At 73.0% G+C, this 20,253-nt stretch carries 17 protein-coding genes and 2 tRNA genes; 11 read left to right on the plus strand and 8 right to left on the minus strand.

Going from position 1 to position 20,253, the window contains the following annotated elements:
- Positions 1 to 53 precede the first annotated feature (53 nt).
- Genes ETD96_RS19350 through ETD96_RS19365 form a run of 4 tightly spaced genes read left to right on the plus strand, consistent with a single transcriptional unit; the run spans position 54 to position 5,246 of the window.
- Positions 54 to 1,661, plus strand: coding sequence for a purine-cytosine permease family protein (locus ETD96_RS19350; RefSeq protein WP_138637871.1), 1,608 nt, complete (start codon positions 54 to 56; stop codon positions 1,659 to 1,661).
- Positions 1,662 to 1,673: 12 nt separating this feature from the next.
- Entirely contained in the window at positions 1,674 to 2,507 is an 834-nt protein-coding gene (locus ETD96_RS19355) for a VOC family protein (protein ID WP_138637872.1), read from the plus strand.
- An 18-nt stretch (positions 2,508 to 2,525) separates the two neighbouring features.
- On the plus strand, positions 2,526 to 4,418 hold the full coding sequence (locus ETD96_RS19360) for an oxidoreductase (protein ID WP_138637873.1): 1,893 nt from the start codon (positions 2,526 to 2,528) through the stop codon (positions 4,416 to 4,418).
- A 27-nt stretch (positions 4,419 to 4,445) separates the two neighbouring features.
- Positions 4,446 to 5,246, plus strand: a complete 801-nt coding sequence (locus ETD96_RS19365; RefSeq protein ID WP_138637874.1) for an SDR family NAD(P)-dependent oxidoreductase — start codon at positions 4,446 to 4,448, stop codon at positions 5,244 to 5,246.
- A 59-nt stretch (positions 5,247 to 5,305) separates the two neighbouring features.
- On the opposite strand, the gene ETD96_RS19370 is transcribed toward ETD96_RS19365, so the two are convergent.
- Positions 5,306 to 7,036, minus strand: a complete 1,731-nt coding sequence (locus ETD96_RS19370; RefSeq protein WP_138637875.1) for an FAD-binding protein — start codon at positions 7,034 to 7,036, stop codon at positions 5,306 to 5,308.
- A 605-nt stretch (positions 7,037 to 7,641) separates the two neighbouring features.
- Here ETD96_RS19370 and ETD96_RS19375 point away from each other — a divergent pair.
- Both ETD96_RS19375 and ETD96_RS19380 read left to right on the plus strand, forming a co-directional pair.
- The gene (locus tag ETD96_RS19375; RefSeq protein ID WP_138637876.1) at positions 7,642 to 10,443 is read left to right on the plus strand and encodes a helix-turn-helix transcriptional regulator; all 2,802 of its coding nucleotides are present in this window, start codon (positions 7,642 to 7,644) and stop codon (positions 10,441 to 10,443) included.
- 148 nt (positions 10,444 to 10,591) lie between these two features.
- Positions 10,592 to 11,308, plus strand: a complete 717-nt coding sequence (locus tag ETD96_RS19380; protein ID WP_138637877.1) for a sigma-70 family RNA polymerase sigma factor — start codon at positions 10,592 to 10,594, stop codon at positions 11,306 to 11,308.
- A 74-nt stretch (positions 11,309 to 11,382) separates the two neighbouring features.
- On the opposite strand, the gene ETD96_RS19385 is transcribed toward ETD96_RS19380, so the two are convergent.
- Positions 11,383 to 11,455, minus strand: a tRNA-Lys gene (locus tag ETD96_RS19385).
- Between the two features lie 82 nt (positions 11,456 to 11,537).
- Entirely contained in the window at positions 11,538 to 12,104 is a 567-nt protein-coding gene (locus tag ETD96_RS19390) for a response regulator transcription factor (protein ID WP_138637878.1), read from the minus strand.
- A 129-nt stretch (positions 12,105 to 12,233) separates the two neighbouring features.
- Between ETD96_RS19390 and ETD96_RS19395 the strand changes: the two genes are divergently transcribed.
- Together ETD96_RS19395 and ETD96_RS19400 are read left to right on the plus strand one after the other, a co-directional pair.
- A complete protein-coding gene (locus ETD96_RS19395) occupies positions 12,234 to 12,578 on the plus strand; it encodes a PadR family transcriptional regulator (RefSeq protein WP_138637879.1) in 345 nt (114 codons plus the stop codon).
- The gene (locus ETD96_RS19400; protein ID WP_138637880.1) at positions 12,575 to 12,922 is read left to right on the plus strand and encodes a hypothetical protein; all 348 of its coding nucleotides are present in this window, start codon (positions 12,575 to 12,577) and stop codon (positions 12,920 to 12,922) included. Before ETD96_RS19395 ends, ETD96_RS19400 begins: the two co-directional genes overlap by 4 nt.
- Before the next feature lie 64 nt (positions 12,923 to 12,986).
- Here the strand turns inward: ETD96_RS19400 and ETD96_RS19405 are convergent.
- From ETD96_RS19405 to ETD96_RS19415, 3 genes are all read right to left on the minus strand, one after another.
- Positions 12,987 to 13,062: transfer RNA gene (locus ETD96_RS19405), tRNA-His, on the minus strand.
- A gap of 54 nt (positions 13,063 to 13,116) precedes the next feature.
- Entirely contained in the window at positions 13,117 to 13,713 is a 597-nt protein-coding gene (gene orn, locus ETD96_RS19410) for an oligoribonuclease (protein ID WP_138637881.1), read from the minus strand.
- 52 nt (positions 13,714 to 13,765) lie between these two features.
- Positions 13,766 to 14,416: a pyridoxamine 5'-phosphate oxidase family protein gene (locus ETD96_RS19415; RefSeq protein ID WP_138637882.1), complete on the minus strand. Its 651-nt coding sequence runs from the start codon at positions 14,414 to 14,416 to the stop codon at positions 13,766 to 13,768.
- A 117-nt stretch (positions 14,417 to 14,533) separates the two neighbouring features.
- Here ETD96_RS19415 and pdxR point away from each other — a divergent pair, with 117 nt between their 5' ends.
- Entirely contained in the window at positions 14,534 to 15,853 is a 1,320-nt protein-coding gene (gene pdxR, locus ETD96_RS19420) for a MocR-like pyridoxine biosynthesis transcription factor PdxR (RefSeq protein ID WP_138637883.1), read from the plus strand.
- A 15-nt stretch (positions 15,854 to 15,868) separates the two neighbouring features.
- Here pdxR and ETD96_RS19425 read toward each other — a convergent pair whose 3' ends face one another.
- The gene (locus ETD96_RS19425; protein ID WP_138637884.1) at positions 15,869 to 16,552 is read right to left on the minus strand and encodes a hypothetical protein; all 684 of its coding nucleotides are present in this window, start codon (positions 16,550 to 16,552) and stop codon (positions 15,869 to 15,871) included.
- A gap of 447 nt (positions 16,553 to 16,999) precedes the next feature.
- On the opposite strand from ETD96_RS19425, the gene ETD96_RS19430 reads away from it, so the two are divergent.
- Complete coding sequence (locus ETD96_RS19430; protein WP_138637885.1) at positions 17,000 to 18,088, plus strand: phosphotransferase family protein; 1,089 nt, start codon at positions 17,000 to 17,002, stop codon at positions 18,086 to 18,088.
- Between the two features lie 75 nt (positions 18,089 to 18,163).
- Here the strand turns inward: ETD96_RS19430 and ETD96_RS19435 are convergent, their stop codons facing one another.
- Entirely contained in the window at positions 18,164 to 19,642 is a 1,479-nt protein-coding gene (locus ETD96_RS19435; protein WP_138637886.1) for an RNA polymerase sigma factor, read from the minus strand.
- Between the two features lie 381 nt (positions 19,643 to 20,023).
- Between ETD96_RS19435 and ETD96_RS45975 the strand changes: the two genes are divergently transcribed.
- Positions 20,024 to 20,253, plus strand: a 230-nt coding sequence (locus ETD96_RS45975) for a hypothetical protein (protein ID WP_205719351.1), incomplete at its 3' end; no start/stop codon positions are given.

A 20,253-nucleotide genomic window follows, 5' to 3' on the forward strand; every position in this document is an offset into this window, starting at 1 on the left:
ACCCCCACCCCCTTGAGCGTGCGCGCTCGCCGACCAGGAGAAGGGACATCGACATGTCCGGTCGGAACCTGGAACTGCCCGTCACCTACGACGACGATCCCCGCGTCGTCCGGGAACAACGCGCCGAGGACTACGCCCAGCACGCGGTGCCGCTCACCGCCCGGGTGCCCCGGCTCAAGCTGCTGATGGCCAACTGGTCGCTGCTCAGCGCCATGGTCTGGCTCTTCTACGGGGCGCTGGTCGCCGGCCTCGTCGGCACCCGCCAGGCCCTCATCGGCCTCGTCCTGTCCGTCGTCGTCTACTCCCTGCTGAGCTGGTTCATCACGGGCTGGGCCGTCCGGACCGGGCTGAACCCGACCCTGCTGTCCCGCCGCATGTTCGGCACCTACGGGGCGGCCCTGACCGCCTTCCTCCTGGCGGCCAGCACCACCTACTACGCCGTCTTCGAGAGCAGCGTGCTCGCCGAGGCGTTCCACCTCCACTTCGGCGGGCCCGGCATCCGCTGGTGGTACCTCATCGTCGTCGTCGCGGTGCTGCCGCTGATGATGGGCAGCGTCCAGACCTGGATGGACCGCATCAACGGCTACCTGCTGCCGGTCTACATCGCCGGCGTGGCCGCCGCCGTCATCGCGGCCGCCGTGCAGAGCGGCGGGCACTCCGACTGGCTCTGCTTCGAGGGCGCCATCCCCCCGGACGCCCGGCCCCTCCCGGGATGGCTCATGACCTTCTGCACCTACATGGGCCTCTGGCTGCTCATGGCGACGTCCATCGAGTTCTCCCGGATGGGCAGGCCGCAGGACCTGCGCTTCCACCGGCACGTCAACTTCGGCTGGGTGTTCTACGGCTGGCTGTTCCTGCTCAACGGGCTCGCCGGCATCTACCTCGTCCGGACGGTCCTGCCCGCCGAGCCCACCGCCGAGGTCGGCGTCGTCAAGGCGATCGTGCAGACCCTCGGCGTGTGGGGCGTGCTGCTGATCGTCGTCACGCAGATCCGCGTCAACACCCTGAACTACTACCTGTCGTCGATCAACTGGGGGCGGCTCACCGCCCGGCTGTTCGGGCTGCGGCTGCCGCGCACCGCCTGGGTGCTCGTCGTCGCCGCGGCCGCGTACCTGCTGATGCTCACCGACGTCTTCGCCACGCTCCAGAAGGTCCTCGCCTGGCAGGGCGTGTTCCTCGTGAGCTGGGTCGGGATCGTCGTCACCCACTTCGTCCTCACCCCCGCCGACCGGCGCGCCGGGCCGGAGTTCCGCCCCGGGCGGCTGCGCGGCGTCACCCCCGGCCTCGGCGTGTGGGTCGTGTCGGCCGCGGTCGGGATCTACCTGGCGCAGAACGCCGCGCGGTTCCCGGTCGGGTCGCAACTCGCGCCGGTGGCCGCGCTCGCCGTCAGCGTCGTCCTCTACGCGGCCGTGCTGCGGTTCGCGCCGTCGAGCCTGCTGCGCCGCGACGGCGACGTCCGCGACGAGGTCGGCGACGCCTGGGCCGCCCGCCTCGCCTGCCACGTGTGCGACCGCTCGTACACGGCCGTCGAGATGGACCGGGACCCCGCCGCCGGCGGCGCGCCGATCTGCGCCGCCTGCGGCGAGACCGACGCCGCCTTCACGAAGGCCGTCCGCACCGAACCGGCCGGGGACGCGCCCGTCCCCGCCGCCAACGCCTGACCGGAGGAGATCTTGCGCGTACACGGAATGGCCTGGGTCGGGTCGCGGACACCGCGGTTCGAGTCCATGCGCCGCTTCCTCTCCGACGTCGTCGGCCTGCCCGTCGGCCTCGACCAGCCGGACGCGGTCGTGTTCGACCTGCCCGACGGCGACGCCTTCGAGGTGTTCAAGCCCACCGACACCGAGCACTCCTTCTTCGACCACCCGGTCGCCGGCCTGCTGGTGGACGACGTCCGGGCCGCCCGCGCGGAACTGGAGGCCCACGGCATCGCGTTCATCGGCGACGTCCACGTGGGCGTCGCGACGTCCTGGGCCACCGAATGGTCGCACTTCCGCGCCCCCGACGGGCACGTCTACGTGCTGGTCAGCCGGCCGGCGGCCCACCCGGGCGGCAGCCGCCGCGCGTTCGACGAGCTGCGGATCTGCCTGCGCGTCCGCGACCTCGACGCCGCCGTCCGCACCTACCGCGACGGCCTCGGCCTCCCGGTCGTGGACGAGTGGACGCACCCGGGCGGCCAGCGCGGCGTGCTGTTCGCCGTCGCGCCCGCCGCGATCGAGCTGTTCGACGAGGCCCAGTGGGACCTCGTCGACGACGCCGAGACCGGCGCCCGGCACGGCCGCGACCACGCCCTGCGCGTCGAGGTCCGTGACGAGGCCGAGTTGCGCGCCCTCGCGTCCCGGCTCGCCGCAGCGGGCGCCGCCGTCCAGGGTGAGGCCGTCGACACACCGTGGGAGCAGCGCTGCCTGCGCGTCGGCCTCCCCGGCGACGAGCAGCTCACCCTCTTCACCCTCCCGGACGAGGAGCGCCGCGTCCGGGAGGCCGCCCGCCGCCTGCTGCCCCGCTGACTCCACCGGAGATCGCACATGAGCGTTGAAGCGCTGTTCCGGCCAGGCCGCATCGGCTCGCTGGAACTGAAGAACCGCGTCGTGAAGTCGCCGCAGACCACCGCGCTGTCCAACCAGGACGGCACCGTCACCCAGCGGCTCGTCGACCACTACAAGCGGCTCGCCGAGGGCGGGGTCGGCCTCGTCATGGTCGAGTACAGCTACGTGGACGACGACGCCAGCAAGTCGATCCAGGCGCAGGTCGGGATCGCGCGGCGCGAGCACGTACCGGGCCTCGGCTGGCTCGTGGACGAGGTGCACGCCGCCGGCGCGAAGATCGGCATCCAGCTGGAGCACTGCGGCCGGCAGAAGTTCCTCGGCACCGCGCCGATCAAGTCGGCGTCCGACGTGTCCTGGGACTACGTCGAGGCGCAGTACGGGGAGCGCCCGGTGCCGATGACCGAGGCGGAGATCGCGGGAGTCGTCGCCGCGTTCGCCGACGCCGCCGAGCGCGCCCACCTGGCCCGCTTCGACCTGGTGGAGGTGCACGCCGGGCACGGCTACCTGCTCACCAACTTCCTGTCCCCGCACACCAACAAGCGCACCGACCGCTACGGCGGCTCGTTCGAGAACCGGGCGCGGCTCACCCTGGAGGTCGCCGGGGCGATCCGCGCCCGGGTGCCGCGCGACTTCCCGCTGAGCTTCCGGGTGTCGGTCACCGACTACGAGGCCGACGGCATCCCGGTCGAGGAGACGGTGGAGCTGGCGCGGCGGCTCGAAGCGGCGGGCGTGGACGTCATCCACGCCTCCGGCGGCCACCACGCCCTGATGGAGTACGAGGTCAGCCCCTGGTTCATGCCCCGCGCCCCGCACCGCCGGGGCTGGGAGCGGATCAAGGCGGCGGTGTCGGTCCCGGTGATCGGGTCGGGGTCGCTCGTCAGCCCCGAGGTCGCCGGGGAGATCGTCGCGTCCGGGAGCGCCGACTTCGTGTCGCTCGGCCGCGCGATGCTCGCCGACCCCGACTGGACCCGCAAGGCCGCGGCCGGGCGCCTGCTCGACATCGTGCCCTGCATCCGCTGCAACGACGGCTGCCTGCACCGCGGCCTCAACGCCGGCCGCAGCACCGGCTGCGCGGTGAACCCGAGCATGGGCGCGGAGTACCGCTACCCGGTCGAGCCCGCGCCGGCCCCCCGGCGCGCCGCGGTCGTCGGCGGCGGCCCCGCCGGGCTGCGCGCCGCGGCGGTCCTCGCCGACCGCGGCCACGCGGTGACGCTGTTCGAGCCGGGCCCGCTCGGCGGGACGCTGCGCGCCGCGACCCGCTCGTCCCGCAAGGGCGACCTCGCCGCGCTCCGCGACCACCTCGTCCACCAGGTGGAGACGCGGAAGGTGACCGTCGTCGCCGAGCGGGCCGACGCGGCGGCGCTGACCGGGTACGACATCATCATGGTGGCGACCGGCGGGACGGGCCGCCCCCTTCCGGGGACGCGGCACGCCCGCGACGTCGGCGACCCGTCCGAGGTCGTCTCGCCCGTCGTCGTGGCGGGCGGCGGCATGACCGGCGCGGACACCGCCCTGTGGCTCGCGGACGCGGGCCATCGGGTCACGCTCGTCGAGGCGGGCCCGGCCCCGCTCGGCAACGGGGAGGTGTTCACCGACGCCGCGGCGCTGCCCGGCCTGCTCGCCGAGGCCGGGGTCACCGTCGTGACCGGCACCGAGATCACCGGCGCGGACGGGGCGGGCGCCCGGACCGCCGACGGCCGGACGATCCCGGCGGCCACGGTCCTCGCGGCCACCGGGTACGACGCCGCCCCGGACCTCGCCGAGGCGGCCCGCGCGACCGGCGCGGAGGTCGTCGTCCTCGGCGGCGCCCGCCGCCCGGGACGCGTCATGGACGCCCTCCACGACGCGTTCTTCGCGGCGCGCAACGCCTGAGATCCGGCACGAGAGAAAGGAGGCGCCATGGGCGTCCTGGAGGGGAAGTCGGTGGTATTCACCGGCGCGGGCTCGGGCATCGGGCGGGCGGTCGTGCGGCGCTACGTCGCCGAAGGCGCCCGCGTGGTCGCCATGGACATCGACGGAGACGGGCTCGCGAGCCTGGCCGCCGAGACGGGCGGCGCGGTCGTCCCGCTGGTCGCGGACGTCCGTTCGTGGGAGGGCAACGTCACGGCGGTGCGGACCGCCGTGGCCGAGTTCGGCGGCCTGGACGTCCTGGTCGCCAACGCGGGCATCACCGACGGGGCCCGGCCCCTCCTCGACATCCCCGGCGAGGACCTGACGGCCGCGTTCCAGGAGCTCATGGCCGTCAACGTCCTCGCCGCCCTGCTGGCCGTGCGCGCCGCCGCCGACGCGCTCATCCGCAGCCGGGGCTGCGTCATCATGACCGGGTCGTACGCGAGCTTCCACGCGTCCGGGGGCGGCGTCCTCTACACCGCGTCCAAGCACGCGCTGCTCGGCGTCGTCCGGCAGCTCGCCTACGAGTTGGCGCCGGACGTTCGGGTCAACGGGGTCGCGCCTGGTATCGCCCCGACGCGCCTGCGCGGCATCGACGCCCTCGGCCAGGACCGCTCCGACTCCGTCCTGGACGGTACGGCCGCCGTCCTGCCCCTGCAGGAGGTGCCCTCCACCGAGTCCTACGGCGGCCTCTACACGCTGCTGGCCAACCCCGCCGACTCGGGACATCTCACCGGCACGGTGATAAACGCCGACAGCGGCCTGTCCATCCGCGGCCTGGCCGCCCCCGGCGGCCGCGTCAATCGATAATCCGACGCCGAAGGGGGCATTCGCGAATATCTGCGAATGTCCTGAAGGAACGGAAGGCGCTATTCCAGTAGCTTGCCGTCCGCGGAAACGTCGTGCATCAACTCGGCGATGTCGGTGGGGATCGGGGGGACGGGTTCACGGCGCACTCCGGTATTCGGCGACCACACGAGGTTGACTCGCAGGTCCGGATCGGGATCGGGGTAGTCGGACCGCTGGTGGGAGCCCCGCGTCTCCCGCCGCTCCAGTGCGCACTCCAGCGTCGCGCGGGCGGCGAGGACGGTGGCCTTGAGGTTGAAGGCGTGCGCGAGGTCTTGGAAGCCGCTGATGTCGATGTGGACGCCCAGGTCAGCCAGGCGCGCCTCGATCTCGTCGAGCCCGGTCAGGCCCGCGGTGAGCCCGGACTCGTCCCGCACCACGCCCGCGTGCTCGGTCATCAGGTGGCGCACCGACCGCTGCAGGGCGCGCACGTTCTGGTCGCCGTCGGCGGTCAGCAGCCGGTTCACCTCCGCCTCCGCGGCGCGGATCGCGCCGAGCGACCGGCGCTGGCCGGTGAGCCGGGACGAGTACTCCACCGCGGCCCGGCCGGCGAGCCGGCCCGAGACGAGCAGCTCGATCAGCGAGTTGCCGCCCAGCCGGTTCGCGCCGTGCAGGCCGCTCGCGGCCTCCCCGATCGCGAAGAGCCCGACGACGTCGGTGCCCTGGTCCTCGGGCCGCACCCGGACGCCGCCCATGGAGTAGTGGGCGGCCGGCGCGACCTCGAACGGATCGCGGGTGACGTCGAGCATCTGCAGGTCCAGCAGCGTCCGGTGCACCCGTGGCAGCCGGGTCAGGACCGTCTCGCTCGGGAGGTGGGACAGGTCGAACCACACGCCGCCGGACTGGCTGCCCCGCCCCTGCTTGATCTCGGTGTAGGACGCCAGCGCGACCCGGTCCCTGCCGGACAGCTCCATCCGCTCGGGGTCGTAGCGCGCCATGAACCGCTCACCGAGGTTGTTGAGCAGGACCCCGCCCGCGCCGCGCGCGACCTCGCCGACGATCGTGCCGGGCGCGTTCTCCGGCTTGATCAGCCCCAGCGGGTGGAACTGCACCAGCTCGGGGTCGCGCAGCCGGGCGCCGGCCTCGGCGGCGAGGCGCAGCGAGTCGCCGGTGTTCTCGTCCCGGCGCGAGGACGTGTGCCGCCAGATGCGCGTGTGCCCGCCCGTCGCGAGGATCACGGCGTCGGCGTGCACGAGGTAGCGGGAGCCGTCGTCGAGGTCGAACCCGTAGGCGCCGAACACCGTCCCGTCGTCGACCAGCAGCCGGGTCACGTACAGGCTCGACAGGACGGGCACGGCGAGCTGGCTCGCGCGGGCGCGCAGGACGCGCTGCACCTCCAGCCCGGTGTGGTCGCCGACGAAGGCGGTGCGCGGGTGGGAGTGGGCGCCGAAGTACCGCTGGGCGATCCGCCCGTCCTCCCGGCGGTCGAAGCTCATCCCGAAGCGCAGCAGGTCGTTGATGCCCTGCGCGGCGTTCCGCGTCACGAGCAGGACGGTGCGCGGGTCGGCCAGCAGGCCGCTCTCCTGCAACGTGTCCGCCGCGTGCTGCTCCCACGTGTCGGCGGGGTTGGCGGTGGCCAGCGCCGCGTTGATACCGCCCGCCGCCATGACGGTGTGGGCGTCATCGGCGGCGCGCTTGCCCACCGCGACGACCGCGACACCGGCCTCGGCGACTTCGATGGCCGCTCGAAGCCCGGACCCACCCGTCCCCACCACCAGGACGGAGGTGGAGAGCTGGTGTTCGAGCGATGACAAGGGACCTCCTGCGAGGGCGGACGAACGATAGACAGTGCTCGACCGGACAGCGGCATCGTTTGTGACAAACCCGGAGCGAGCTTCGAGTGTGGCGTGCGTCACATGCTCGTGGCCCTCGCGCCCCCAGGCTCGGAGCCGGCGCCGTTCGAGGCGCTGGAGGGGGTGTCGAAGAATGGCGTGGATTCTAAGATCGGAAGGCTTTGTCGGCCTGCGCCTCGCCGCGCATCGGACCGCTTTTCGGGGAGAGCTTCTTTGATCATGTGACTGCCGTCCAAAAAATGCTTTGCAATTATGCGGCCCGGCTTCGTTCGATAGGCGTCGGAAGGCCCTGAGCGGCGTGCTGCGACTCGCCCCGGCCTGCTCTGTCCGCTGGTCGGGCGGTGCGTGCGATCTGCTCGTCGGTCACTCGGCCGTCACGTCGCGTCGCCATGCCGGCATGGCCGCGCGGGCATCGGCGCCGCGGCCGCGCGCTTGCATTAGATGAATGAATTCACCGCCTTTTGGTGAAGGGTGACAAAGGGGGAGTGGATTCATGTATCGTTTCAATGTTCTTACTGACGAGCGTCCTGGGCCTTCTCCCGGGAGTCCTTTGGGGAGCCGCTTCCATGACCGCGAGCCCGCCTCCTGTCCTGGTCGGCCGGGAGCGCGAGTGCGCGGCGCTCGACGAGCTGCTCGCGGGCCTGCGCGAAGGCGCGGCCCGGGTCTGGGTGGTCCGCGGCGAGGCGGGCATCGGGAAGTCGGTCCTGCTGGAGTACGCGGACGCCCAGGCGTCCGGGGTCACGGTGACCCGGGCGCGGGGCATCGAGGCCGACATGGAGCTGCCCTACGCGAGCCTCCACCAGCTGTGCGCGCCGTTCCTGGCGGAGATCGAGGAACTGCCGGAGCCGCAGCGCGACGCCCTGCACGTGGCGTTCGGCATGGCCGCCGGAGATCCGCCCGACCGCTTCCTCGTCGGCCTCGCCGTCCTGTCGCTGCTCACCCGCGCGTCCGAGACCCGGCCGGTGCTGGTCGTGGTCGACGACGCCCAGTGGCTCGACCAGGTGTCCCTGCAGACGCTGGAGTTCGTGGCCCGGCGGCTGCTCGCTGAGGCGGTCGCGATGGTGTTCGCCGTGCGCGACCCCGAGGGGCAGGCCGCACTCGCTGGCCTGCCCGCGATGGGGATCACCGGCCTCGACGCCGCCGCGGCCGGGGAGCTCCTCGAGAACGCCGTCGGCGGACGGCTGGAGAAGCGCGTCCGGGAGCGGTTCGTCGCCGAGACGCACGGCAACCCGCTCGCCCTCCTGGAGTTCTCCCGCGGCCGCAGCGCCGCCGAGCTGGCCTACGGCCTCGACGCGAACCGGCCGCGCGTCCAGGGGCCGGTGTCGAGCCAGGTCGAACACGACTTCGCGCGCCGGCTCGCCGCGTTGCCGGCGCCGACCCGGACGCTGCTGCTGATCGCCGCCGCCGAACCGGTCGGCGACGCGCGCGTGCTGGCCCGCGCGGCCGCCGCCCTGGAGATCACCCCGGACGCCGCGCCCGCCAAGGCGGCCGGGCTGATCGAGTTCGGCGAGTCCGTCCGGTTCCGGCACCCGCTGGTCCGCTCCGCCGTCTACGACCAGGCCGACCCCGGCGAGCGCCGCGCGGTGCACCGGGCGCTGGCGGCGGCCACCGACCCCGTCCTCGACCCCGACCGGCGCGCCTGGCATGCCGCGCAGGCCGCCGAGGGGCCGGACGAGGAGGTCGCCGCCGAACTGGAGCGGGCCGCCGGCCGGGCGCGGCAGCGCGGCGGCATGGCCGCCGAGGCCGTGCTGCTGGAACGCGCCGCCGAGGTGACGCCGGACCGCTGGGCGCGGGGCCGCCGCGCCCTCGCCGCCGCCGAGGCGCACTTCTCCGCCGCCTCGCCCGACCGCGCCACGGAGCTGGCGACGCTGGCCGAGCTGTGCCCCCTCAGCCCCCTGGACCGCGCCCGCCTGGCACGGCTGCGCGCCACGATCCTGTTCGCCCGCGACCGCACCGACGAGGCGGCGCCGCTGCTCCTCGACGCCGCCGCGCGGTTCGCCGCCGCCGAGTCGCCGCTGGCGCGGGAGACCTACCTGGAGGCGATCAGCGCCACCATCTTCGCGGGCCGGGTGCACGGCCCGACGGGCGCCCGCGCCGCCGCGACCGCGGCCCGCGAGTCCGGCGCGCCCCCGTCCGGCTCCAGGGCCGCCGACCTCCTCCTGGACGGGGTCGCCGCGCTCCTCGCCGACGGCCCCGAGACCAGCGGCCCGGTGCTGCGCCGCGCGCTGGAGCCGCTCGTCCACGAGGAGCTCCCCACCCGGGAGGCGACGATGCGGTGGCTGCTGCTGGCGCCGGTCGCGCTGGAGTCGTTCATCCACTACGCCTGGGACCTGCCCGCCTGGGACCTGCTGGCGACCCGCGCGGTGCGCCTGGCCCGCGACATCGGCGCGCTCGGCGTGCTGCCGCCGGCGCTGATCTACGCCGGCGGCGTGCACATCCACTACGGCGACTTCGCCGAGGCGGCCCGGATGATCGACGAGGCCGACGCGATCGCCGCCGCGACCGGACACGCCCCGCACCAGTACGCGGCGCTCGTCCTGGCCGCGTGGCGCGGCGACGAGGACAGCGCGATCGGCTACATCGAGGACGCCAGGGCCAGCGCCGCGCGCGGCGAGGTGTCCCTCCTCGGCGTCAGCGGCTACGTCCAGGGCGTGCTGTTCAACGGCCTCGCACGCTACGACGAGGCGCTGGCCGCCGCCCGTTCGGGCATCGACCACGACGGGTTCAACTTCACCGGCCTGTCCCTGGTCGAGCACGTCGAGGCCGCGACCCGGTGCGGCGAGCTGGAGCAGGCCCGCGCGTCCCTCGACCGGCTCGTCGAACTCACCGGCGCCGCCGACTCCGGCTGGGCCCGCGGCGTCAGCGCCCGCAGCCGCGCCCTGCTCACCGACGGCGATGAAGCCGACCGCCTGTACCGGACCGCGATCGAGGAGCTCGCCCGCGACCGCGTCGCGGTGGAGGTGGCGCGCACCCACCTCCTCTACGGCGAGTGGCTGCGCCGCAGCCGCCGCCGCTCGCAGGCCCGCGAGCACCTCCGCACGGCCTACGACATGTTCGACGGGATGCGGGCGCACGCGTTCGCCGAGCGGGCCCGCCGCGAGCTGCTCGTCAGCGGCGAGCACGTCCGGGTGCGGGAGGCCGACCCGGCGAGCGCCCTGACCCCGCAGGAGTCGCAGATCGCGACCCTCGCCGCCGGCGGCATGACCAACCCCAAGATCGGCGCGGAGCTGTTCATCAGCCCGCACACCGTGGAGTGGCACCTGCGGAAGGTGTTCTCCAAGCTCGGCATCAGCTCCCGCCGCGAGCTGCCGAACGTGCTCGGGATCACCCCGGCCACGGATACGGGGGGCACGGCCGCACCCGCCTGATGCAGGCTGCGTAGGCCCCGGGGCGGCACCCATGGGGGTGCCCCCGGGGTGCCCCACGGACTCGACCACGGACTTCGAGGGCGCGGTGGAGGGCACCGCGGAACCAGAGTGGAGCCATCGTTCAGATGCCCACGAAGAGGAGCCCCCGATGTCCGTGCTCAGCCTGGAGACGACGCCGGCCGAACCCTCGGCCGCCCGGCCGGCCGAGGACGATCTGGACGTCGCCCTCGACACCTTCATGGCCCACCGGACCCGCCTGTTCCGCATCGCCTACCGGGTCCTCGGCGACGTCCCGGGCGCGGAGGACGTGCTCCAGGAGCTGTGGCTGCGCTGGCAGCTCACCCCCCGCAGGAGGATCGAGAACCCGGCCGCGTTCCTGACCACGGCGGTGAACCGGCTGGCGATCAACGTCGTCCAGTCCGCGCGCCACCGCCACGAGACCCCCACGGAGTTCCAGCCGGTCGACCTCGCCGACCGCGCCCAGGACCCCGTCCAGCGCGTCGAGCAGACCATGGCCATCGCGGAGGCGCTGGCGCTGCTCATGGCGAGGCTGACCCCGGACGAGCTGGCCGCCTACGTCCTGCGGAAGGGCTTCGACTACGCCTACGCCGACCTGGCGGAACTGCTGCGCACGAGCGTCTCGAACGCGCGCCAGCTCGTCCGCCGCGGCCAGGCGCGCCTCGAAGGCGACCGCGAGCGCCCGGTCCCCGCGGAATCGCACCGCCGCCTCGTCGCCGCCTTCCAGGCCGCGGTGGCCACCGGCGACCTGGAAGCCCTGGCCCGGTTGCTCGCGCCCGAAGGCCACGTCCACCGCCGCCTTTCAGCGACCCCCCGCTCCGCCCGCCCAGCCCGAACCGCCGCCTGACGCCAGGCGAACCATTCGGGGGAAATGCAAAGGGCATTCGCGACGACTACGCGAATGCCCTGAGAGGTTACGGGTGCGCCGTCAGGGACTTGAACCCCGAACCCGCGGATTAAGAGTCCGCTGCTCTGCCAATTGAGCTAACGGCGCCCGTCGTGTGGGGCCTTGGCCGTGGCCGGGGCCCTTGCGACAGGAAGAACAGTACCAGGGGCTGCGGAGCAGTGCGAATCGGTTAGTCCTGGGCGGGCAGGACGCTGACCATGCCCCGCCAGAGGGCGATGGCGGTGGCGCGGGAGCTCACGCCGAGCTTGGCGTAGATGCGGTTGACGTGGTTCTTCACCGTCTTCTCGCTGAGGAAGAGCTGGCGGGCGATCTCCCCGTTGGAGCGGCCGGTGGCGATGAGGTCCATGACCTCGGACTCGCGCGCGGACAGGCCCAGGGTGGTGCGGGAGGCGTCGCGGACGCCGCGGATCAGGTCGTGGACGGTGAAGGAGCCGGGCGCGAGGTGGCCGCAGGCGCCGGCGCGGAGGGCGGCCTCGATGGCGGCCGGGTCGTCGGAGAGCAGGAACACGCGGGACGCGCCGCTGAGGGGGTGCGCGTGGGCGGCGGAGGCCGCGTCCAGGAGGACGATGTCCGGGCGCAGGCGCCGCGCCAGGGTGAGGGCGGTCTGGGGATCGGGGGCGTCGGCCACGACCTGGAGTTCGTCGCTGGCGTCCAGAAGGGAGATCACGTCCGTGCGGGCCCGTGGGTCGGCGTCCACCACGAGGACGCGCAAGGGGGCCGTCTCATCGACACTCATCCGTTGCCCTTGGCGTGTCGTTGACATGTATAGGGACGGAGCATAACGGGACGTTCTACAAGAGTCGATGGACCGCGGCCTGCGGTTACCGCCTTCTAATACTTCGGCAGGTGATATATCGTCCGCCGTATGGTCAAGCGAACCAAGGTGATGAGCGAGCCCACGTACTTCGTGCTGGCCGCGCTGCTGGACGGGCCGCTGCACGGCTACGGGATCATCAAGAAGGCCCAGGAGCAGTCGGACGGGCGGGTCCGGCTGGCCGTCGGCACCCTCTACGGCGCACTGGACCGGCTGGCCGGCGACGGGCTGATCGCCGCGGACCGCGAGGAGACCGTCCAGGGCCGTCCGCGCCGCTACTACCGGCTGACCGAGGACGGGCACCAGGCTGTCACCAGGGAGGCGCTGCGCTTGGAGCAGGCCGCGCGGGTGGTCACGGGCCGCACGACCCTGGCGACAGGGGAGGCCGGCGCGTGAGCGGCAGGTTCGCGGAGCACTGGTACCGGCTGTTCCTGCGGGCGTTCCCGCGCGCACACCGAACCCAATACGGCGACGAGATCGTCGGCACGCTGCTGACCGGCACCGTGCGCCGGGTCCCCTCGCCCCGGGAGACGGCCGGGCTCCTCATGGCGGGCTTCGCCGCCCGGGTCCGCGCGGCCACCACCGTCCCGTGGTGGGCGGACGGCCTCCTTTCTCGGCCCGGCGTACCACAACTGGGTCTCGCTGGCCCCGTACGGCGTGCTCGCGATCGGCGCCGTGGTCCTCGCGGCCGGGCGGTCTGGCGCCCTGAGCCCCTCCCCGCCCGGCACGGCCGCCGCTGATCCCGGGGGCCGGACGCGGAGAAGCCCCGGTCATCTTCGCGATGACCAGGGCTTCTCTCTTGCCTGGGGTGAGTGAGGGGACTTGAACCCCCGACATCTTGGACCACAACCAAGTGCTCTGCCAGCTGAGCTACACCCACCATGGCCGGAATCGCTCCCGGCTCCAAGTAGTGTAGCGGCTCCGGGAGGGTGGGTCAGCCGGAGGACACCATGCCGGCGATGCGGCGGGCGGTGTCGGAGTCGGGGCCGGGCTGCGCGACGAAGACGGCGGCGCGGTAGTAGCGCAGCTCCTGGATGCTCTCCGTGATGTCGGCGAGCGCCCGGTGGCCGCCCTTCTTCTCCGGGCTGGCGAAGTACACGCGCGGGTACCAGCGGCGCGCCAGCTCTTTGATGGACGAGACGTCCACCATGCGGTAGTGGAGGTGGCCGTCCAGGGCGGGCATGTCGCGGGCCAGGAAGGACCGGTCGGTGGCGATGGAGTTGCCGCACAGGGGCGCCTTGTTGGCGTCCTTCACGTGGCCGCGGATGTAGCTGAGGACGGTGTCCTCGGCCTCGGCGAGGGTGACGCCCGAGGGGAGGGCCTCCAGCAGGCCGGACGTGGTGTGCATGTCCCGGACGACCTTGGTCATCTTGGTCACCGTCTCGGGGGGCGGTTTGATGACGACGTCGACGCCCTCGTCCAGGATGTTGAGCTCGCTGTCGGTGACCAGTGCGGCTATCTCGATGAGCGCGTCGTTGCGCAGGTCGAGTCCTGTCATCTCGCAGTCGATCCAGACCAGCCGCTCGTTCATGGATTCACCCTACGGCCATGGACGACTGCGCGGGGCATCGAGCCCGATCGAGTTAGCGCGTCACACGTTGGGCGATATGTCCGGGAATGGGGATGCCGGGGCGCAGCAGCGGATCGGGGGACGGGGTCCCGAACGTCTGCCGGACGGGGAGGACGCCGGCCCACAGGTCGAGCGCGTAGTCGGGCTCGTCGTCGCCGGGCGGGCCCTGCCTGACCTTGACCGAAGCCTCCGAAAGGGAAATCGCCAGGACGGAGGTGGCGGCGAGTTCCTTTCGGGTGGGTTGGCGGATTAGATCCCACTGGCCGGGGGCGAGTTGTTCAGTGACGGCCCGGAGTGCGGCGAGCTTGGCGTCGGCGTCGGTCACCGGTTGCGGTGTGCCGTAGATGACCGCGCTCCGGTAGTTGATGGAGTGGTGGAACGCCGACCGGGCCAGGACGATGCCGTCCACGTGGGTCACGGTGACGCACACCTCTTGGGACGGGCCCGCCATCAGGCTGCTCGCTCCAGTGGAGCCGTGGATGTAGAGGGTGTCGTCAATGCGGCCGTATCCGGTGGGAAGGACGCGCGGGGTGCCGTCCACGACGATGCCCAGGTGGCAGACCAGACCGGCGTCAAGGATGTCGTAGAGGGCGGAGCGGTCGGTCCTGGAGCGTTCGGGAAGCCTGCCCACGCGCGTGCGGGCGGTCGAGGAGAGTGGATCCATGGCCGTTTACGCTAGAAGAAAAGTGGCCTGGTAGGTATGGCCACTTGGTGCGTATAGCCGGAGACCACTTTGTCGATTGATCTGCCCCTCGTCGTTGACCGGGACGCCAAGGAGCCGATGAGCGCGCAACTCGTCGGTCAGTTGCGGGAGGCGATGGCGGAGGGGCGGCTCGCGGCAGGGGAGCGGCTTCCGTCCAGTAGGGCGCTGGGGAGCCTGCTGGGCGTCAGCAGGACGGTCGTCACCGAGGCGTACGAGCAGTTGTATGCGGAGGGGTGGCTTGAAGGGCGGCACGGGTCCGGGACGTATGTGACTGAGGGCGTCGCCGCCGAACCTGTGCCGAAGCAGGAGAAGCCGGTGACGAGCCAGGTGCGGAGATCGGCGGCCTCGCACGAGATCGACCTGCGGCCGGGCACTGCGTGGATCGGGGCCCTGGACACCCCGGCATGGCGCCGCGCATGGCGGCTGGCTGCGGGGATGCCGCCGCAGCAGCGCCAGGACTCGTACGGCCTGCCGGGACTGCGAGAGGCACTCGCCGGCTACATCAGGCGCAGTCGCGGCGTAGCGTGCCCCCTGGACGGGCTCCTGGTGACGCGTGGAGCGACGAACGGGCTCGATCTGCTTGCCGCGACCGTGCTTCGTCCAGGCGACCGCGTAGGGGTGGAGGAGCCCGGCTACAAGAAGGCGCGCGTCGTCCTGGAGGGGCGTGGCGCGGAACTGGTGCCGTGCCCGGTCGACGAGCACGGCCTCATCGTCGAGGGCCTGCCGGACGATCTCCGCATCGTCTACACGACGCCGTCGCACCAGTACCCGATGGGCGGCGTCCTGCCCATCCCGCGCAGGCAGGGCCTGCTGGCATGGGCGCGGCGCAACGGGGCGCTCATCGCCGAGGACGACTACGACGGCGAGTTCCGGTTCGACGTCGCGCCGCTGCCCGCCCTGTACGGCCTCGACCCGGACGTGGTGGTCTACCTCGGCACCACGGCGAAGATCCTCACGACGGACATGGGCGTCGGCTGGCTGGCGGGGCGCCCGGACCTGGTGGCGGAGATCGCGCTGCGCCGGGAGCGGCTGAACGACCGCACGGCCGTCGTCCCGCAGGACGCGCTGCGCATCCTGCTGGAACGCGGCGATCTGGACCGGTACGTCCGGCGGATGCGCGCCGAGTACGCGCGGCGCCGGGAGGTGGTGGTGCGGGCGCTGGACGGCCTCCCGCTGCGCGGCGACACCGCAGGACTGCACCTGGTGGTGGACGTCCCGGAGCCCGAGGCGCGGCGCATCTCGGCGGCGGCCGGTGAGCGGGGCGTCCTCGTGGAGACCCTGGAGCGCCACCACATGGGTCCGAGCCGCGCGTCCGGCCTGGTGATCGGGTACGGCTCGGCCGCCACCACGACCGAACTGCGCAAGGGCTGCGAGATCGTCCGCGCCCTCGCCGGGTAGCGGGCGCGGCCGGGGTCAGTTGGACATGGCGGTCTGCCCGACCGGGACCGGTTCCGAGGCGGGACGCAGCGGCGAGTCGTTCTGCGGGGCGGCCGTGCGGACGGGGTCGGGCGTGCGCGGGCGCGGCGGCAGCAGCCGGGTCCCGGCGGGCGCGCTCGGGGCGCGGGGCTTCGGGATGGGCGCGACGGGCGTGTCCGGCCCGGTGATGCGCCGGATGTCGATGCCGCCGGGGTCGGGCCGGTCGAGCGTCGGCACCTGGGACGCCCCGTAGTGCCCGCCGCGCGCCCAGTCCTTGCGGGCGCGCAGCGAGTGGTAGGACTGCGGGGACGGCAGCGGCGGGCCGGCGGGCCAGCGGCGCGCGACGCCCCACGCGTCCAGCCACTGGACGATCGTGTCGAGCCCGGTCAGCAGCGAGCCGGTGAACGGCGTGCGGGCCTGGCCGACCACCATGATCTGCGCGCAGACGCGGCCCTCGCGGCCGACGCCGCCGCCGAGCAGCCGGGCCGCCCGGGTGATCGGGAGGAGCTGGACGATCTCGCCGGTGCCGGGGTGCCACACCAGGTGCGGGGGCCGGTCCTCCTTGACGAGGTCGGCGGCCACCGAGCGCGCCGAGACGCTGCGCGGATCGTGCTCTCCGGCGCACCATACGACCCGGGGAGCACCCCCTCGCAACGCTCCGCCGTCGTGTCGTGCCGGCATGCGGCCGGCTCCTGGCAGCCATGCGTCTGCCACGGTGCGTCCCCCCCAATCGGGCGGTCTAGTCCCGAATGGTCTAGTCCTCTTCTCTTTAGCCCAAGCGAGACTCATAAGTCCAGCCTGCCGTCTCATGGGCCGATGTGACGGCTGTCGACCTCCGTGCCGGGTGGCGACCCAGCGTGCTCGGGTGTCGTCGCTGAGGAGTACCCCAGGTGTCCAAAGATTCCACCTTGAGGCTGGTTTTTCTCCTGGGAGTTTCGGGGAAGCGGACGCCCGTGCCCGAAGCGCTCATCGTTCGCGCAGGTCAGCACCAATGCTGAAGGTCAGGTGAAGCCTCCCTGCAAGTCGGCCGGAAGTGGCCGACAACTTACGGCGCGTATAGGCGTCCTCGGTGCCGGGTACGGGGGTGGGGTTCCCAGTCCGGACCGAGCCGCGTTCTAATAGGGCGTCATGACCGTTGACGCAGAACTGCCGGCCGGGGTCCCCGGCATCGACGTCCCCCGCCTGGCGGCCTGGCTGGCGCGCGCGCTGCCCGGCTCGGGGCGGATCACCGCGATCGACCTGATCGCGGGCGGGCGTTCGAACCTCACCTACGGGATCACCCTGGACGGCGGCCGCCGCGTCGTGCTGCGCAGGCCGCCGCTCGGCCACGTCCTCCCGACGGCCCACGACATGGGCCGCGAGTACCGGGTGCTGTCCGCGCTCGGCGCCGGGACGGCCGTGCCGGTGCCGAAGGCCCTGGCGTTCTGCGACGACGAGGACGTCATCGGCGCGCGCTTCTACCTGATGGACTTCGTCGACGGCCGCGTCCTGCGCACCCGCGAGGACGCCGCCGGGATCACCCCCGAGCAGGCGCGCGGCCTCTCCGAGGCGCTCGCCGAGGCCCTCGCGGCGATCCACACCGTCGACGTCGAGAAGGTCGGGCTGGGCGACTTCGGGCGCCCGAACGGCTACATGGAGCGCCAGCTCAAGCGCTGGGGCAAGCAGTGGGACAGCTCGCAGGAGGCGATCCGGGCCACCGGCACCGTCCGCGACCTGCCCGAGTACGACCGGCTCGTCGCGCGGCTCGCCGAGCGATTGCCGGCGGACGCCCCCGCCAGGCTCGTGCACGGCGACTTCCGGCTCGACAACGCGCTCGCCCGGCTGGAGCCGCGCCCCGAGATCGCGGCCGTCGTCGACTGGGAGATGTCGACGCTCGGCGACCCGCTGTCCGACCTCGGCCTGACGCTCGTCTACTGGGCCGAGGCCGCCGACGCCCAGGAACTGCCCGTCGGCGCGACGATCACCTCCGCGCCGGGCTTCTTCACCCGCCGCGAGTTCACCGACCGGTACGCCGCGCTGACCGGCTTCGACCTCGCCGACCTCGACTTCTACGTCGCGTTCGCCTGCTTCAAGCTCGCGGTCATCCTGGAGGGGATCCACGCCCGCTTCCTGCAGAACGCGACGGTCGGCGAGGGATTCGACCAGATCGGCGGCGGCGTCCCCATCCTGCTGGAGCGCGCCCACCGCACCCTGGACACCGGCTCCATCTCCTCCTAGACGGCCCCTACCGGCGGTCTCCCCCCGCGCGCACTGTCGTGGGGGGAAACCACCGGTAGGACGGCCGCAGCAGGCTCAGCAGTACTGGACGGACGCCGACACGCCACCGGGTGAGAACGACACCGACCCGGTCTTGCGGCCCCAGCAGATGACGGCCGTGCGCTGCACGGTCACGCTCGCGGACTCGCCCGCCGACAGGTGCCCGCCGCCGCCCGCGCTGAGGTCGCCGGACGTCCCCGTGACACTCCAGTTCACGGCCCCGCCGACGGCGGTGACCCGCACCGTGCAGGTCTCGGCGCCGGAGCGGATCCTGCATCCCTCCACCGACAGGCTGCCCGGCTTGGGCGGCTTCGGCGCCAGCGTCGTCGGCGGCGCCGGGGGCTTCGTCGACGTCGTCTCCGACGGGGACTTCGACGGCGACGGGGACTTCGACGGCGACTTGGACTCGCTCGGGGACGGCGAGGCGGACGTCGGCGACGGCTCGGTCGGTGTCGGCTCCGGCACCTGGGAGTCCCCCGGCGAGGAGCTGTCGCCGGGCACCGCCGGACCGTTCGCGGACGCGTTCGACGAGCCCTCCCCGTCGTGCAGCCACGACCAGGCGCCGACGCACATCACCACCAGCCCGACGCTGACCGCGACGGCGGCGAGCGCCGGACCGCGCCGCCGCGGCGACCGGTCGCGGGCGCGCGGCGGCGCCGGCTGGTAGGGGAGCGGCCAGCCGTACTCGTCGAACGGCTCGGTCCAGGCGGCGATGGCGCGGCGGTTGTCGGCGCGGTCCGCGGCGGTCGCGGCGGTCAGCACGTCCAGGCGCAGGTCCGCGGGGATCGCCGCGATCGGCAGGACGGACAGCAGCCGGTCCGGCGGCAGCGGCGGCGTCTCCTGGTCCCCGCACACCGGGCAGCTCCCGACATGCCGGACGAGCGACCCGGCCGTCTGCGGCGTCAGCGGCCACGACTCGGTCAGCGCCGCGAGGCTGGGGCAGCTCTTCCAGTGGTTCTGCGCGACGAGGGCCGCGTGCAGCGCCGCGGCGAGGTCCTCGCGGGCCTTCTCGACCAGCGCGAGGGTCTCCTCCAGCGGGATGCCGAAGACGCCGCACAGGTCGACCTCGTCCAGCTCGTGCCGGACCGACAGGTCGATCGCCTCGCGCTGCCGCCCGTTGAGCGCGGCGAGCGCGCTGTGCGCGAGCAGCCGCCGCTCCTCGCGGCGGGCGAGCTGCTCGGGGGTCAGCTCGTCCTCGGCCTCCGGCGCCTCCTGCCCGATGTGCCGGTTCGGGCTGTCGCGGCGCCGCATGCACTCCTTGCGGGCGATCGCGTACAGCCAGCCGCGCAGCCGGTCCGGCTCGGTGAGCCGTCCCACGTGCTCGCGGGCCGCGATGACGACGTTGCGGAGCGCACCGGCCGCCTCGACCCGGTCGCGCAGCAGACCGTGGCAGTAGTCGAAGAGGAACGGTGCATAGGTGTCGTAAACCTCGGTCAGGGCGATGACGTCCCCGGCTCGCAGCGAGTCCGCCAGCCTGGATTCGTCGCTTCGCCCGGGCCCTGGCTCACCGGCCACGGGAACCCTCCCAGCGAATTCGATGGTGTTGTAGAACGTGCCCCCGGCGAGCCCCGACGTCCGTCGGCCGACTCTGGTTGCCTGATCTTGCCACCAAGTTGCTGAGATTTCTCCCGTATGTGCGGATTTCAGTGACGAATCCGGTACACGCCGTGGCCATCTGTCCTAGTCGGACGGCACACGCGTCACAAAATGTGAACTGAGTCACACAAGGCGATCGGGTGGCCTGGTCAGCCTTCCGGCTGGGGAGGCTCTTGGCCCGGTGGGCAGGTCAGCGTCACCGAGCCGGTGTCGCCCGTGCTGAGGAGGACGGTTCCCCGGCCGCCGGGAGGGGTGCAGTTCCCGGAGACGTGGATCGAGCCCGACTGACCGGCGCGAAGCGTGCCTCCACCGCTGGCGCTGATCCCGCCCGACGCGCGCACGACCGACCAGGTGACCGTCCCGCCGACCGCGCGAACCGTGATCTCGCATGAGCCCGAGCCCGGGCCATCGGTCCGGATCGTGCACGAACCCACATTGAGCCGGCCTGTCTGGGGCGCGGAGAAGGTGGGGCGCGGGGTGGAGGACTGGGTGGCCGGTTTGCGGGTCTTGGACGGCGTCGGGGTCGGGGT

The sequence above is a fragment of the Actinomadura geliboluensis genome (assembly GCF_005889745.1).
Lineage (GTDB): Bacteria > Actinomycetota > Actinomycetes > Streptosporangiales > Streptosporangiaceae > Spirillospora > Spirillospora geliboluensis.